This is a genomic window from Aeromonas sp. QDB54 (genome assembly GCF_027707385.1).
Taxonomy (GTDB): domain Bacteria; phylum Pseudomonadota; class Gammaproteobacteria; order Enterobacterales; family Aeromonadaceae; genus Aeromonas; species Aeromonas hydrophila.
Genome location: NZ_JAPCIT010000016.1, coordinates 1 through 15506, shown reverse-complemented (window position 1 = coordinate 15506; position 15506 = coordinate 1). Strand labels below are relative to the sequence as shown.

10 protein-coding genes, 1 tRNA gene, 1 rRNA gene and 1 pseudogene are annotated in these 15506 nt (G+C 62.2%); 3 read left to right on the top strand and 10 right to left on the bottom strand.

Going from position 1 to position 15506, the window contains the following annotated elements:
- Positions 1-30: 30 nt before the first annotated feature.
- On the top strand, positions 31-1158 hold the full coding sequence (locus PG881_RS15770; protein ID WP_005307638.1) for an S-(hydroxymethyl)glutathione dehydrogenase/class III alcohol dehydrogenase: 1128 nt from the start codon (positions 31-33) through the stop codon (positions 1156-1158).
- A gap of 49 nt (positions 1159-1207) precedes the next feature.
- Positions 1208-2044: an S-formylglutathione hydrolase gene (gene fghA / locus PG881_RS15765; protein WP_011704224.1), complete on the top strand. Its 837-nt coding sequence runs from the start codon at positions 1208-1210 to the stop codon at positions 2042-2044.
- Between the two features lie 52 nt (positions 2045-2096).
- Here the strand turns inward: fghA and PG881_RS15760 are convergent.
- Positions 2097-2822, bottom strand: a pseudogene (locus tag PG881_RS15760) (GIN domain-containing protein).
- Positions 2823-3186: 364 nt separating this feature from the next.
- Here PG881_RS15760 and ovoA point away from each other — a divergent pair.
- On the top strand, positions 3187-5337 hold the full coding sequence (gene ovoA / locus PG881_RS15755; protein ID WP_270801239.1) for a 5-histidylcysteine sulfoxide synthase: 2151 nt from the start codon (positions 3187-3189) through the stop codon (positions 5335-5337).
- 56 nt (positions 5338-5393) lie between these two features.
- On the opposite strand, the gene PG881_RS15750 is transcribed toward ovoA, so the two are convergent.
- From PG881_RS15750 to PG881_RS15710, 9 genes are all read right to left on the bottom strand, one after another.
- Positions 5394-6365, bottom strand: a complete 972-nt coding sequence (locus PG881_RS15750) for a bile acid:sodium symporter family protein (RefSeq protein ID WP_270801236.1) — start codon at positions 6363-6365, stop codon at positions 5394-5396.
- Between the two features lie 211 nt (positions 6366-6576).
- Positions 6577-8013 carry an amino acid permease gene (locus PG881_RS15745; RefSeq protein ID WP_270801234.1) on the bottom strand — a complete coding sequence of 479 codons (1437 nt, stop codon included), beginning with the start codon at positions 8011-8013 and terminating at the stop codon, positions 6577-6579.
- Between the two features lie 166 nt (positions 8014-8179).
- Positions 8180-8518: a tRNA-binding protein gene (locus tag PG881_RS15740; protein WP_270801231.1), complete on the bottom strand. Its 339-nt coding sequence runs from the start codon at positions 8516-8518 to the stop codon at positions 8180-8182.
- Positions 8519-8594: 76 nt separating this feature from the next.
- The gene (locus tag PG881_RS15735) at positions 8595-10040 is read right to left on the bottom strand and encodes an amino acid permease (RefSeq protein WP_270801229.1); all 1446 of its coding nucleotides are present in this window, start codon (positions 10038-10040) and stop codon (positions 8595-8597) included.
- 102 nt (positions 10041-10142) lie between these two features.
- A complete protein-coding gene (locus tag PG881_RS15730; RefSeq protein ID WP_270801225.1) occupies positions 10143-10598 on the bottom strand; it encodes a beta-galactosidase subunit beta in 456 nt (151 codons plus the stop codon).
- The gene (gene ebgA, locus PG881_RS15725; protein ID WP_270801222.1) at positions 10595-13669 is read right to left on the bottom strand and encodes a beta-galactosidase subunit alpha; all 3075 of its coding nucleotides are present in this window, start codon (positions 13667-13669) and stop codon (positions 10595-10597) included. Before ebgA ends, PG881_RS15730 begins: the two co-directional genes overlap by 4 nt.
- 321 nt (positions 13670-13990) lie before the next feature.
- Positions 13991-14956 (bottom strand): transcriptional regulator EbgR, encoded by a 966-nt coding sequence (gene ebgR / locus PG881_RS15720; RefSeq protein ID WP_270801219.1) that lies wholly within the window; start codon positions 14954-14956, stop codon positions 13991-13993.
- Positions 14957-15110: 154 nt separating this feature from the next.
- Positions 15111-15225: ribosomal RNA gene (rrf, locus tag PG881_RS15715) — 5S ribosomal RNA — on the bottom strand.
- Positions 15226-15248: 23 nt separating this feature from the next.
- Positions 15249-15324, bottom strand: a tRNA-Thr gene (locus PG881_RS15710).
- Positions 15325-15506 lie beyond the last annotated feature (182 nt).

The window sequence follows — 15506 nt, the reverse complement described above, 5'->3', positions numbered from 1 at the left end:
TCACCCTACTCAACAATAAGGACATCCGTCATGGCACAGGTTCAAAGCATCAAGTGTAAGGCCGCCATCGCCTGGGGCCCGGGCCAGCCCCTCTCCATCGAAGAAGTCGAGGTCATGCCGCCCCAGGCAGGCGAAGTGCGGGTGCGCATCGTCGCCACCGGCGTCTGTCACACCGATGCCTTCACCCTCTCCGGTGAAGATCCGGAAGGGGTCTTCCCCTGCATTCTCGGTCACGAGGGGGGCGGCATCGTCGAATCCGTCGGCGAGGGCGTCACCAGCGTCAAGGTGGGCGATCACGTGATCCCGCTCTACACCCCCGAGTGCGGCGAGTGCAAGTTCTGCAAATCCGGCAAGACCAACCTGTGCCAGAAGATCCGCGCCACCCAGGGCAAGGGGCTGATGCCGGACGGCACCACCCGCTTCTCCAAGGATGGCCAGCCCATCTATCACTACATGGGCACCTCCACCTTCAGCGAATACACGGTGCTGCCCGAGATCTCCATCGCCAAGGTGGACCCGGCCGCCCCGCTGGAAGAGGTCTGCCTGCTCGGCTGCGGCGTCACCACCGGCATCGGCGCCGTGATGAACACCGCCAAGGTGAAAGAGGGTGAGAGCGTCGCCATCTTCGGGCTGGGTGGCATCGGCCTCTCCGCGGTGATCGGGGCTCGCCTGGCCAAGGCCGGCCGCATCATCGCCATCGACATCAACGAGAGCAAGTTCGAGCTGGCACGCAAGCTGGGCGCCACCGACTGCATCAACCCGAACGACTACGACAAGCCCATCCAGGAGGTGATCGTCGAGCTCACCGACGGCGGCGTCGACTTCTCGTTCGAGTGCATCGGCAACGTCAAGGTGATGCGCGCGGCGCTGGAGTGCTGCCACAAGGGTTGGGGCGAGTCGGTCATCATCGGTGTGGCCGGTGCCGGCCAGGAGATCAGCACCCGTCCGTTCCAGCTGGTCACCGGCCGGGTCTGGCGCGGCAGCGCCTTCGGCGGCGTGCGCGGTCGCAGCGAGCTGCCGAGCTACGTGCAGCGCTACATGCAGGGCGAGTTCAAGCTGGACGACTTCATCACCCACACCATGGGGCTTGAGCAGATCAACGAGGCGTTCGATCTGATGCACGAAGGCAAGAGCATCCGCAGCGTCATCCACTACTGAGCATGATCACCCCGCCCGCCACCGTGGGCGGGGTGCAGGAGTTCCCCCGATGAATCTGGACATAATCAGCAGCAACAAGAGCTTCGGCGGCTGGCACAAGCGCTACAGCCACGCCTCCGAGGTGCTGGGTTGCGAGATGCGCTTCGCCATCTACCTTCCGCCCCAGGCCCTCACCGGCCAGAAGGTGCCCGTGCTCTACTGGCTCTCCGGCCTCACCTGCACCGATGAAAACTTCATGCAGAAGGCGGGCGCCCAGCGCATCGCCGCCGAGCTCGGCATCGCCCTGGTGGCGCCGGACACCAGCCCGCGCGGTGAAGACGTAGCGGACGACCCCGGTTACGATCTCGGCATGGGCGCCGGCTTCTACGTCAACGCCACCCAGCATCCCTGGCGCGATCACTACCAGATGTACGACTACGTCACCCGCGAGCTGCCCGAGCTCATCGAGACCCACTTCCCGGTCTCGACGAAGCGCGCCATCAGCGGCCACTCCATGGGCGGCCACGGGGCGCTCATCGCCGCCCTGCGCGAACCCGGTCGCTACCGCTCGGTGTCGGCCTTCAGCCCCATCAGCCACCCGAGCCGCTGTCCCTGGGGCCAGAAGGCACTCGGCGCCTACCTCGGCAACAACCCCTTGCTGTGGCAGGAGTGGGACGCCTGCCAGCTGCTGCGCCACCACCCGGTGACGCCGCTGCCGACCCTGGTGGACGTGGGGCTGGACGATCCCTTCCTGGCCGAACAGCTGCACATCGACGCCCTGGCCGATGCGGCTGCCGGCAAGGAGTGGCCGCTGGAGCTCAACCGCCACGCCGGGTACGACCACAGCTACTACTTCGTGGCGAGCTTCATCGAGGCGCACCTGCGCTTTCACGCCCGCCACCTCTGATCGAAACAGGCCCGTGACGGGCCTGTTTTTTTCTGCTCGGTGGACAAAACCATCAGCTGCCCTGCCGGCTCACCTCGCCGGAGCCGGCGATCTCGCTCTGCAGCACGGGATCTCCCCAGTAGCTGACCGAGCCCGAGCCGGCGATGCCGACCTTGAGCAGCTCGCTGGCGCGCACCTCCACGTCGCCGCTGCCCGCGATATTGACCTCGACCTTCTCCCCCTGCAGTCCGGCCCCCAGCACGCCGCCGGCACCGGCGATATTCAGCTCTATCTCCATGGCCGAGCCTTCCCCCAGATCCAGGTTGCCCGCGCCGGCGATGTTGCCCTCCAGGCGGTCCAGCTCCAGCTGGCTGGCTGGCGACGATATCCCCCAGACCTGCCACCGACAGCACCAGTTCATCCCCCTTGAAGCCGCCCAGATCGCCACGGGCCAGACCCGCCAGCGCCAGCTCATTTAGCCTTGGCAGGGTGATGGTGATATCGATGGGCTCGGAGAGATCGAGCCGGTAGCCGTCCTTCACCTCGATCTCCAGCTTGTCGCCCCGCTCGCTCAGCACCAGGTAGGGCACAGGTTCTCCTGCCCACGGATGCGCAGCCCGCGCGGCTCGCCGGCCACCAGATGGACGCTGGCAGGCACCCCGGCCAGCACCCGCGTCACCTGCCGGCCCACCCCGTGCTGCTGCTCGATCACGGCCCCCGCCCCGCTCACCCGGGTATCATCCAGCCAGCTGCACCCGCTGAGCCCGACCGCCAGCACCACGCCCATCATCCATTTCATTGCCACTCTCCTCATTGTGTATTGGCCAGTCGTGGCCCCTTGGTCAGCATCCATCGCAAAGCCTGTGCCAGTTAATCAACCGCATGATTTACAAGAAAATATCCATTTTTACGCCACATGAGCACAACAAGTGGAGAGTCATTCAGACCATAATCTGGCGAATCTGACCATCCCCGAACGGGCAGGTGGACGACCGATTGGCGAGCCGTTCGCGGGGTCGCTATGCTGACAAGCCGTGGAAGTTTTTGGTTGCCGAGCCGGTCTGTTGAGCCAATAGTGGTACCTTGTGCGTACAAAGCTCTCCATTGCGGTAATGCCATTACCACTGTCTTGTCAGTCTTCACTGCCAACAAGGAGTCAGAGCGTGACCCAAGCCACTCTTCTCTATTCCACCGCCACCGGCCTGCCGGAACCGACCCGTACCCCGCTGCTGACCGGCAGCGATCCCGAACACAAGCGCCGCGAGCTGCTCGCCTACTTCTGCCAGACCTTCGATCTCTACGACTCACTGTTCGACTGCCTGGCCGACGAACGCGCCTGGTTTGACAAGGCGATCCCCCTGCGCCACCCGCTCATCTTCTACTACGGCCACACCGCCGCCTTCTTCATCAACAAGCTGCTGGCGGCCCGTCTCATCGAGGGCCGCCTCGACGCCCGCATCGAGGCAATGGTCGCCATCGGGGTGGACGAGATGAGCTGGGACGATCTGGACGAGACCCACTACGACTGGCCCTCCGTCAGCGAGCTGCGCGACTACCGTGGCCGGGTGCGCGCCCTGGTGTGTGATTTCATCGAGCGGATGCCGCTGACCCTGCCCATCGACTGGCAGAGTCCGGCCTGGGTCATCCTGATGGGGATAGAGCACGAGCGCATCCACCTCGAGACCTCCAGCGTGCTGATCCGCCAGCTGCCGCTGGCCTGGGTGCGCAGCCAGCCCCAGTGGCCAGTCTGCCCCGAGGCGCGCCATCGCCGTGACGAGGTGCCCGCTAACAGCCTGCTGCCGGTGGCCGGTGGCCGGGTGCGGCTCGGCAAACAGGACGCCACCTACGGCTGGGACAACGAATACGGCGAGCGCCACATCGAACTGGCCCCCTTCCAGGCCAGCCGCATGCTGGTGAGCAACGCAGAATTTTTCGACTTCGTGCAGGCGGGTGGCTACGAGAACCGCGCCTGGTGGGATGACGAAGGCTGGGGCTGGCGCCAGTATGCCAGGGCCCGCATGCCCACCTTCTGGGTCGGCGATCCCCTCGAACCCGAGCAACTGCAACTGCGGCTGATGACCGAGCAGGTCCCTATGCCCTGGGACTGGCCGGCCGAGGTGAACCAGCTGGAGGCCGCCGCCTTCTGTCGCTGGCAGGCAGCCCAGACCGGCCTGCCCGTCCAGCTGCCGAGCGAGGCGGAGTGGATGCTGCTGCGCGAACAGCTGACCGGCGATCAGCCGGACTGGATCGAGGCGCCCGGCAACCTCAACCTGGCCCGCTTCGCGTCGTCCTGTCCGGTGGATGCCTGCCCGCAGGGCAGCTTCTTCGATCTGGTGGGCAACGTCTGGCAATGGACCAGCACCGCCATCGACGGCTTCGAGGGGTTCAAGGTGCATCCCCTCTACGACGACTTCTCCACACCCACCTTCGACGGCAAACACACCCTGATCAAGGGGGGCAGCTGGATCAGCACCGGCAACGAGGCGCTCAAGTCCTCCCGCTACGCCTTCCGCCGTCACTTCTTCCAGCATGCGGGTTTCCGCTATCTGGTCTCCCGCCATCAGGAACCCGTTATCGTAAATCCCTATGAAACCGACACGCTCGTCGCTCAGTATCTCGACTTCCAGTACGGGCCGACCCACTTCGGGGTAGCCAACTACGCCCAGACCCTGGCCAGCCTTGCCAGCGAGCTGTGCGGTCGCCATGAACGGGCGCTCGACATCGGCTGCGCCACCGGCCGTGCCAGCTTCGAACTGGCCCGTCACTTCGCCCATGTGGACGGGGTAGACTACTCGGCCCGCTTCATCGACGTGGCGCTGGCCCTCGCCAGCCAGGACAGCTTCCGCTACGCGGTACCGGTGGAAGGGGAGCTGGTGGAATATTGCGAGGCGCGGCTCTCCCGCCACGAGCTCGGCCGCCAGCAGAGCGAGCGGGTCCATTTCAGCCAGGGGGATGCCTGCAACCTCAAGCCCAAATACGGCGACTACGACCTGGTGCTCGCCTCCAACCTGATCGACCGGCTGCGGGAGCCCGCCCGCTTCCTGCGGGACATTGCGCCCAGACTGCGCAGCGGCGGCCTGCTGGTGCTCACCAGCCCCTACACCTGGCTGACCGACTACACCCCCAAGGCCAACTGGCTCGGCGGTGTGCGCGAGAACGGCGAGGCCCTCGGCACCTATCAGGCGCTGCAACGGCTGCTGGCGGCGGAGTTTGAGGAACAGATGCCCCCGCGGGACGTCCCCTTCGTCATCCGCGAGACCGCCCGCAAGTACCAGCACACGGTGGCCCAGCTCACCGTCTGGCGCAAACGCTGACGAGGCGGTAAACGAAAAAGGGAGACCCATGACCTCCCTTTTTTTATCCAGACGGCTTACCCCTGCTGAACCTGGGGCACGGCCTCCTGCTCGCGGTAGCGACGGGCCAGCACGGCGCACACCATCAGCTGGATCTGGTGGAAGATCATCAGCGGCAGCACCATGACGCCGACGCTGGCGGCCGGGAACATGACGTTGGCCATGGGCACCCCGTTGGCCAGGCTCTTCTTCGAGCCGCAGAAGACAATGGTGATCTCGTCCGCCCTGTTGAAGCCGAGGCGACGGCTGATCCAGACGTTCCAGCCCAGCACCAGTGCCAGCAGCACGCAGCTCAGCAGCACGATACTGGCCAGATCATACCAGCCGACCTGATGCCAGATCCCCTGCACCACCGCCTCGCTGAAGGCCACATAGACCACCAGCAGGATGGAGCTCTGGTCCAGCTTGCCAATGAGCGGCCGGTGGCTGTCGACCCAGCGACCGATGAGCGGGCGCGACAGGTGGCCCACCACGAACGGCAGCATCAGCTGCACCATGATGGCCTGAATGGAGTGCCAGGTATCGACCCCCTCCCCCTGCACATTGATCATCAGCCCCACCAGCACCGGCGAGAGGAAGATACCGAGGATACTGGAAGCCGAGGCGCTGCACACCGCCGCCGACACATTGCCGCCGGCCATGGAGGTGAAGGCGATGGCCGACTGCACCGTGGCCGGCAGGGCACAGAGGTAGAGGAAACCGAGGTAGATGGCCGGGCTCAGCCAGTGGGGCACCAGCGGTGTGAGCAGCAGCCCCAGCAGCGGAAACAGCACGAAGGTGCTGGCCATCACCACCAGGTGCAGCCGCCAGTGGCCGAGGCCCGCCAGCAGGTTCTGGCGCGACAGCTTGGCGCCATGCATGAAGAACAGCAGCGCCACCGCCAGCTTGGTCAGCAGACCGAACCAGATGGCCACCTGCCCCTCGCAGGGGAAGAAGGAGGCCAGGGCGACCACCACAATCAGTACAGAGGTAAAGGGATCCAGACGCACGAGCGGTCTCCGGTGAAAGCAGATCCCGTCCCCTCGCGGGGCCGGTGATCGGGGACGACAGGAAACACAACAGGAGCTGTGGCACAGCTCCTGTTGAAACGAATCCCCAGCTTACCCCGATAAGCGGGAGGCGCAAAGTTGAGCGACCCCCCTTTATCTGCCGGAAATTAAGCAAGCCCGGCTGGCCACCGGATCCGGCCAGCCTTGTGCTTCAACTCTGCTTGGCCAGCTTGCCGCCGGCTGTGCCGGTGGCCTGCTTGCGGGCCTGGCGCTTCTCGAAGCGGGAGATCCACCAGTAGGCCAGCGCCGAGAAGAGCGCGGTCATGAAGACATTGATGAAGAAGGCGCGCACCAGATCCACCCCGCTCGGGAAGGCGGAGGCACTCATGCTCACCACGAAGATGGCGATCAGCACAGACACCACCCCCATACCGAACTTGCGCGACCCCATACGGAACTCGCGGGGGGTGTCGTCATGTTTCCAGCGGAACACGAAGTAGGCCACCATGATGAAGATCGGCGGCAGCATGGCAGTCCCTGCAGTGAGGTTGATGGCGGTGTTCATCATCTGCTGCACCGACTCGGAGCCGAAGCCGTTGACCACTAGCATCACGAACACGAAGGCAAACTGCCACCAGGCGGCGCGCACCGGCACGCCGTGCTCGTTGAGCTGGGTGGTCTTCTCGCCGTAAACCCCCTGCGGGATCTCGGAGAAGTGGATCTTCACCGGCGCCGAGGTCCACATCATCATGGAGCCGAACATGGCGATGAACAGCACCACGCCGACGAAACGGCCCACCAGCGCCTCCGACAGCTGGAAGTACTGGGCCATGCCGGTGAAGATCTCCACCATGCCGCCGGCATAGGTGAGGCTCTCGCGCGGTACGAACACGTTCACCAGCAGGGAACCGACCGCATACATGGCGCCGATGACGATACCGGCGCTGATGATCACCTTGATGAAGGACTTCTGGCCGCCCTTCACGTCATTGAGGTAGGCCGCCGCCGTCTCGGCACCGCCCGCCGCCTGGAAGATCCAGCACATGATGCCGAGCGTCGCCCAGTTGATGGTGGGAGTCATCGCCTCCAGGGTGATGGGCTGGGCCGGCACATGGTCGCCACTCAGCGCCATCAGGGCACCCAGCACATAGATGGCGAACAGGGCAAACACCCCGTAGGCCACGATCTCGGCAATCTTGCCGAGCCAGCTCGCCCCCTTGGTGGAGATGTGGGTCGCCGCCGCAAACAGCACGATGGAGATGACCGAGGTGACCATGGGCGAGAAGCTGTACTCATAGCCCAGCATGGCGTAGGAGGCGTAGGCGATGACGTTGGGCAGCAGGGAGACGAACCAGAACAGGTTCACAAACCAGTAGAGAAACGAGCCCAGATAGGCCATCCGGGTACCGAGCGGTTTTTTAAGCCAGTCGTACATGCCCGACTCGGAGTTTTTGTTGGCCGAGACGAACTCGGCGATGATGAAGACGAACGGGATGAAGTAGACCAGGGTCGCCAGCAGGAAGATGGGGGCGGAACTGAGCCCCAGCTCGATGTTGTTGTTGACGATGTTGCGCACGTTGAACACGGCAGCAAAGGTCATCGACAACAGGGCAAACTTGCCTATGGTGCCGCGTACGGATTCAGACATGGTGTCCTCCAATGGACTCGCGCTCCCTGCGGGTAACGCTGTGACTCTGTGATGTGTTTGGCAAGGGTCTGTCGGCCCCGCGCTTTACTCTCTTGTTATGAACGGGCCGTTTGGACGGCCTCGTTGCTGAACCGGTGCAGTCTCCCGCACCGGCTCGCAATACCAGTCAGACGATCGGGGTGCCCGGCGCCATCGGCACCCGCGGCTGCAGCAGCACGCTCTGGCTCTCGTCCGGGGTCTCGGCGCACAGCAACATGCATTCGGATCGCTCGCCGCGCATCCTGGTGGGCTTGAGGTTGGTCAGCACCACCACTTCACTGCCTATCAGCTCCTCTTCGCGGTAGTGGGGCACCAGGCTGGTGACGGTCTGCAGCGGCCGCTCACCGCCCACGTCGACCTGAACGATGTAGAGTTTGTCGGCACCGGGGTGGCGCACCACCTCCAGCACCTTGCCCACCTTCATCTCGACCCGCTTGAATTCGGCAAACTCGATCGTCTCGCTCATTCTCTTTTCCTTTTCTGGTTCAACGGTTTGCGGGTGGCCAACGGCCACCCGGTTTGATTGGGAGTCAATGCAGTGGCTATGGCGTCTGCATGGCGACCTGCGCTGCCGGCTGGGCCTCTTTGGCACGCGCTTCAGCACTGAGGGAGGCCTCGTATCTGTTGTATTTCCACCAGGCGAAGCCGAGGAAGATCAGGATCCCGCCGACGTTGTAGAAGATGATGGTCATGATGTCGGCGCCGGTCGGGAAGGTGGAGGCGAGGAAGCCCACCGAGAAGATGGCGATCAGCACCGAGACCACGGCGATGCCGGTGGTACGTGAGCCCATCTTGAACTCCCGCGGCAAGTGGTCGAGCTTCAGCCGCAGATTGAGGTAGGCCAGCATGATGAACAGCGGCGGCAGCATGGAGGCGGCAGCGGTCATGTTGATGACGGTGTTCATCAGATCCTGCGCGGTGTTGGAGCCCAGGGTCGGGATCACCATCAGCGGCAGCACGATGAGGTACTGGATCCAGGCTGCACGGGCGGGCACGCCGTTCTCGTTCAACTCGACGGTTTTCTTGCCAAAGATGCCGGCCGGGATCTCGGAGAAGAAGATCTTCACCGGAGTCGCCGTCCACATCAGCAGGGAGCCGAACATGGCGGTGAAGGAGACCAGCCCGACGAAGCGGTTCATCAGGATCTCCGGCAAACCGAAGTAAGCCGCCAGCCCCTCGAACACCTGTACCGAGCCGCCGGTATATTTCAGGGTGTCGCTGTGGACGAACACGTTGATCAGCAGAGACGCGATGGAGTAGAGCACGCCGATAAAGATCCCGGCGACGATGATCACCTTCACGAATGACTTGGAGCCGCCCTTCACGTCATTGACGTAGACCGCCACCGACTCGGCGCCCCCGGCCGCCATAAAGATCCAGGTAGTGATGCCGAGGAAGGCCCAGCTGAAATCGGGGACCATGGCCTCGACCGTGATGGGGTCGGCGGGCTGCACGCCGCCCACCAGAGCCGTGCCCGCCAGCAGGATGTAGGAGAGGGTCAGCAGCAGCATCAGGGACGAGGTCACCGAGGTGATAGGGCCGAGCATCTTGGCGCCGTTGGTGGAGACGTAAGTGGCAAAGGCAAACAGCACCATGCTCAATGCCGTGGTCGCCACCGGGGTGAGAATGTACTCATAGCCGAGGAAGGCGTAGGAGGCGTAGGCGATGACCCGCGGCAGCAAGGAGGTGAAGAAGAAAAGGTTCACGAACCAGTAGGTGTAGGCGGAGATAAAGGCCCAGCGACCGCCGAGGGAGCTCTTCACCCAGGCATACACCCCCGCTTCGGAGTTTTTGTTCAGTGATACGAACTCCGCAATGATCAGACAGAACGGAATGAAGTAAAAAATGGTGGCCAGAAAGAACATCGGGGCCGAGGCCAGACCGATCTCGATGTTGTTGTTGATGACGTTGTTGAAGCTGAATACCGCCGCGAAGGTGAGCGACAGCAGACCAAACTTGCCTATCGTATTGCGTTTGGAATCAGACATGGTGCATCTCCAGACCTGTAGTTATCTCGCGAAAGGGCGGGGCATGATTTGTAGGGTGAGCCCCGCCCTTCCGGCTTTTATCAGTGCAGAACCGGCGGCTTGTTATTTGTTCTTGAAGTAGCCGCCTTCGACGGTGACCTTGATGATCAGCTTGCGCACCGGCCCGTCGCCGACAAACCTGTAAGCCTCGTCGTTCTCGAAGATCACCACCTGACCGTTGCCGACTTTCTGGCGCTCGTGCACCTCGCCGGCCAGCCACTCGCGGTCGGTGGTGTCGTCATAGCCCTGCTCGACCGCCAGCTCGCTCTTGGCAGCCCACTCCACCGTCTCTGCCCCTTCCAGGTAGTAGTGAACGTCGAAGTAGCGGCGCTGCCCCTCGAACAGGGAGGTGGCCGGGCTGGCCCCCTCCTGCAAGCGATAGGTGAGTGAGTCACCGATGGAGTGGCAGATACCGGGCTTGAGGTTCGGCAGGTTGTTGATGGCCTCCACGCAGCGGCCCCACTTCTTGCCCTCCCGGTAGATGTTTTTGAACAGGGTCAGGTTGTCCAGGGTGATCATGCGAGGTTCCTCCCGCCGTTGATGGTGAGATCGAGCCCGGCCAGCGCAGCCGGATTGAGGTTGCCACGGGCGATGGGCAGCAGGGTCAGGCCGAAGCTGAATGGCTCGAAGCGCACCCGCCAGGAGTCCAGCACCTCGGAGCCCCAGGAGTTGGAGCCGAGCCCCAGCACCTTGTGATCCAGATTGAGGGTGAGATAGCCACAGGGTTCCAGCTCGTTGATGTGCTGCGCCGCGTGGATATGCTCCCAGCTGTAGGGCCAGACGCTCAGGTTGATGGGGGCATCGGGCCGCACGTAGAGACCGGCGCCGTGACGGTTGGTCAGGGTCGCCCAGCGCACCTGCTGGCGGTTGCCATTGTCCTGCGGGAAGGGGTAGTGCTCCCACATCTCGCTGACTGTGCTCTGGAAGCTGTCGATCCAGTTGCTCTGGCGGCTGTCCTGATAGTTCTCGCCCGGCCCCATGCCGTAGTAGTGCACCCGGTCGAGATCCTGACGAATGCCCAGCTCGAAACCGATCTTGGGGATGATGTCGTCATAACCGCCGTAGGGCTGACCGGAGAGCGCCACGTGCAGCTGGCCGTTCGGGCTCAGGGTGTAGACGTAGCGACAGCGCATGCCGAAGTCGAACACCGGCGGCGCGATCAGGCTCTCCACCGTCACCTCGACCGCCTCGCCCAGTTGGCGCCAGCTTAAGGTGCGGAAGTGCTCCTGCATGATCTGCAGGTGGTTCGGGTGCCACAGGCTCTCGTACTCCTGCTTGTGGTTGTCGATCATCGCCTTGAAGAAGGTGAGACGCGGGGCTCGCTCAATCAGCTCGACACCATCCTGCTGCCAGCTCACCAGCTTGCCGTCTAGGCGTGAGAAACGCAGGGCGAAGCCACTGCCGCTCAAGGTCAGCGCGAGGCGCTCGTCGGCGATCTGCAACGCCGTGGCGTTGGGATTGGCAAAGGGCTGCAGCTGGCGAGTCGACTCTTTCAGCTGGAACTGGTACTGGCCCAGCTCATGCTCCGCCGCGCTGTAGCGGGTGGCACTGGCCTTGATGACCCGCAGCTGGACGAAGGTTTCCCGCCCATCGAGGGATGGCAGTTCGAGTTGCAGCTCTGTGGTGGCACCGGGGGCAACCCCTTCCAGCCGGATTTGCTGGCTGGCCAGCAGTTCGCCTTCGGCCTTCACCTCGACCAGCAGGCGGATGTCGTCGAGAGTGGAGAACCAGTAGCGGTTTTCCACCGCCAGCTTGCCGCTCGCCAGATCCAGCGCGCGCACCTTGACCGGGCAGATCACCTGCTTGTATTCGCGCAGGCCCGGCCCCGGGGTCTGATCCGGATAGATGAGGCCATCCATGCAGAAGTTGTAGTTGTTGGGATAGTCGCCGTAGTCGCCGCCGTACTTGTAAACGGGGCGGCCCTGCTCGTCCTGATCCAGAATGCCGTGATCGCACCACTCCCAGATGTAGTGGCCCTGAATGTGGGGATGGCGGTCAAACACCTGCTGATATTCGCTGAGGCCACCCGGGCCGTTGCCCATGGCGTGGGCGTATTCGCAGAGGATGCGCGGCTTCTCCATCGGGAACTCGCCGAAGCAGTTCATCTGGGAGACGCGCGAATACATGGTGCTCACCACATCCACCACCTCGGCATCGCGATCCTCTTCGTAGTGCACCAACCGGGTCGAGTCGATCGCCTTGCAGCGCTGGTACATGGCTCTGATGTTGCAGCCGTAGCCGGACTCGTTGCCGAGCGACCAGATGATGATGGAGGGGTGGTTCTTCTGGGCGTGCACGTGGCGCTCGATGCGATCCACGAACACCGGCTCCCAGAAGGGGTCGTCGGTGATGCGGCTGAGATCGCCCACGTTGGCAAAACCGTGGGTCTCCACGTCGGTCTCCGCCATCACGAACAGGCCGTACTGGTCGCACAGCTCGTAGAAACGCGGGTCGTTCGGGTAGTGGGCGGTACGTACCGAGTTGAGGTTGTGCTGCTTCATCAGCACGATATCGCGTTCCACCCGATCCATGCCGACCGCACGGCTCTTGAGGTGGTCGTTGTCGTGACGGTTCACCCCGTGCAGCTTGAGGTAGTGGCCGTTGACGTAGAAGAGCCCATCCTTGACCTTGATTTCACGCACCCCGACTCGCTGCGGGATCACTTCCAGCAGCTCGCCCTGACCGTTGTAGAGGGAGAGTTGCAGCTGATAGAGATAAGGATCTTCGGCGCTCCAGAGATGGGGGTGGGCCAGATCCAGCGTGAAGCGGCAATCACACTTGCCATCGATGGCGAGATGGTCGAGCGAGCCACTGGCGATCTCGCTGCCCTGATCCAGCAGCGACCAGGCCAGACGGTGATCACGGGCGGGCGCCCCCAGATTTTCCAGCTGAATGTCGCAGCTCAGGCTAGCGCTTTGATTGTCATCGGCCAGCGCGGTGCGGATGAAGAAGTCCTGCACATGGGCGGCCGGTTTGCCCACCAAATAGACGTCGCGGAAGATCCCCGCCATCCACCACATGTCCTGATCTTCGATATAGGTGGAGTCGGCCCACTGCATCACCCGCACTGACAGTAGGTTCTCGCCAACCTTGGCGTAGGCGCTGATATCGAACTCGGCGGTGAGGCGGCTGCCCTTGCTGAAGCCGACATAGTGGCCATTCACATAGACCTCGAAGTAGGTCTCCACCCCGTCAAACTTGATGATCACCTGCTCGCCGTCCCAGGCCGGGCTCAGCGTGAAGCTGCGCTGATAGGCGCCGGTGGGGTTGCTGGTCGGCACGAAGGGTACGTCGATGGGGAAGGGAAAACCTTCGTCGGTGTACTGCAGCTGGCCGTGCCCTTCCATCTGCCACATGTTGGGCACGGTGATCTGGCCCCACTCGCTCATGGGGCTGTGATAGAAGGCCTCCGGCACCTGCAGGGGGTGGTCGAAGTAGTGGAACTGCCACTGGCCGCTAAGGCTCAGAAAACGGCGGCTCAGCTCGCGCTGCATGGTGGCCGCCAGCGCGTGGTCGGCATAAGAGAAGAAGTAGGCGCGCGGAGCCAGCCTGTTTTCACCAACGAATTGGACGTTTTCCCAGTTATTCACATGTCCTCCCGGAACAAGGCAACGTTAACTGGGTAAACTCTAGATAAATATTTACTAAATATCAGCTTTGAATTGGTAAAGTTTTAACCTGATCACAATGAACAGATGGTTTTGTGAGCAAGATCAGAAGCGGGAGATAAAGGAAGGCAAGATATGGATGAATGGCATGGATGTTGATAGTAGCTGGCTGAGCTGCAATAAAATCAACTATAAAACAATATGATATGACGTCATTGGATGACATGGGAAAGAGGTTTGCTTGGGAGAGGTGTCGCACCACCGCAAGATGGTGCGACTAAAAGATGGAATATTTTACTAAAACTACTGAGTGGTACCGCGCAGGGTCAGCTTGCTCGGTACCAGCACCCGCAGCGGGATATCCCGCTCGTCCCGCAGCCGTTCAACCAGCAGATTGACCCCCTGGGAGCCCATCAACTCGGAGTGGATCCGCACCGTGGAGAGCGGCGGGAAGGTGAACTTGGCGGTCGGGATATCGTTGACGCTGATAAGCTCGATCTGTTGGGGAATCGCCAGTCCCTTCTCATGGATGGCACGCAGCACACCGATGGCGATGGAGTCGGAGGCAACGAACAGCGCCCTGGGCCAATCTCCCGCCAGCATTTCTTTGGCCAGCTTGTAGCCGGAGGCGCTGGAGAAATCCCCGCGATAGAGGTCGCTCTCCTGCACCACACCAAGGCGCTGACCATAGTCGAGGAAAGCCAGCTCGCGCAGATCCGGGCCATCATCCTGACCGCCGATATAGCCGATGCGCTGGTGTCCCTGGGCGATGAAGAAGTCCACTACCTGCTGGCTGATCAGCGCCAGATCCACGTCAATCGAATCAAAGTCCCCCTGAGAACGGCAATCCACGAACACCAGCTGGGCAGAGAGAGAGTGGAGCGCGGCGAGACGCTCTGCAGGCAGATGGCCGATGACCAGGATACCGTCGACGGCGGAGAGATCGCGCCCCTCGGCACCGTTGTAGAAGTGGGTCAGCTCGATGTTGAGACGGGCGCACTGGGTCTCGATGCCATAGCGGATGGCCAGATAATAGGGGTCGTTGACCTCGGTGCTCTGCGGGTAGGCATAAACCGCCAGGAAGTGCAGTTTGCTCTTGTGAACCCCCTTGCGGGCACCACTGGTCTTGTACTCCAGCCGCTCGGCGATCTCGAAGATCTTCTGCTTGGTCTCTTCCTTGACGCTCAGCGTCGGATCTTCATTGAGCACCCGTGACACGGTGGCCTGGGAAACCCCTGCCTCCAGTGCAATTTCCTTCAACGTGGCCATGCATACTCCTCTGGCGATGACTCCCGACAATACCAGACCAAGAGTAACGGGCAACGTGCTGACATCCCAGCATTTTTACTAAAAGAAACCCGTCAGGATGGCAAAATGCCAATGCAAAAAGGCCTCCCGAATGGGAGGCCTCTTCTAAATAGGTGCCTGACAGTGTCCTACTCTCGCATGGCGAATGCCACACTACCATCGGCGCTACCGCGTTTCACTTCTGAGTTCGGCATGGGATCAGGTGGTTCCACGGCGCTATTGCCGTCAGGCAAAAGCTTTACTACTTCAATAATGGTGCTGATACCCAGAGTCGAACTGGGGACCTCATCCTTACCAAGGATGCGCTCTACCAACTGAGCCATATCAGCACACTAACCGGTAAAGACCGCACTATGTGCGCTATCTAAATCTTCTGTCCAATACAACCTGACGTTGTATCGCGACCAACCACATCGCTGTGATTGCTTAATTGATGCCTGGCAGTGTCCTACTCTCGCATGGCGAATGCCACACTACCATCGGCGCTACCGCGTTTCACTTCTGAGTTCGG

Coding starts and splice junctions, on each gene's coding strand:
- PG881_RS15770 (WP_005307638.1), top strand. CDS start 31: ATGGCACAGGTTCAAAGCATCAAGTGTAAGGCCGCCATCGCCTGGGGC.
- fghA (WP_011704224.1), top strand. CDS start 1,208: ATGAATCTGGACATAATCAGCAGCAACAAGAGCTTCGGCGGCTGGCAC.
- PG881_RS15745 (WP_270801234.1), bottom strand. CDS start 8,013: ATGTCTGAATCCGTACGCGGCACCATAGGCAAGTTTGCCCTGTTGTCG.
- PG881_RS15740 (WP_270801231.1), bottom strand. CDS start 8,518: ATGAGCGAGACGATCGAGTTTGCCGAATTCAAGCGGGTCGAGATGAAG.
- PG881_RS15735 (WP_270801229.1), bottom strand. CDS start 10,040: ATGTCTGATTCCAAACGCAATACGATAGGCAAGTTTGGTCTGCTGTCG.
- PG881_RS15730 (WP_270801225.1), bottom strand. CDS start 10,598: ATGATCACCCTGGACAACCTGACCCTGTTCAAAAACATCTACCGGGAG.
- ebgR (WP_270801219.1), bottom strand. CDS start 14,956: ATGGCCACGTTGAAGGAAATTGCACTGGAGGCAGGGGTTTCCCAGGCC.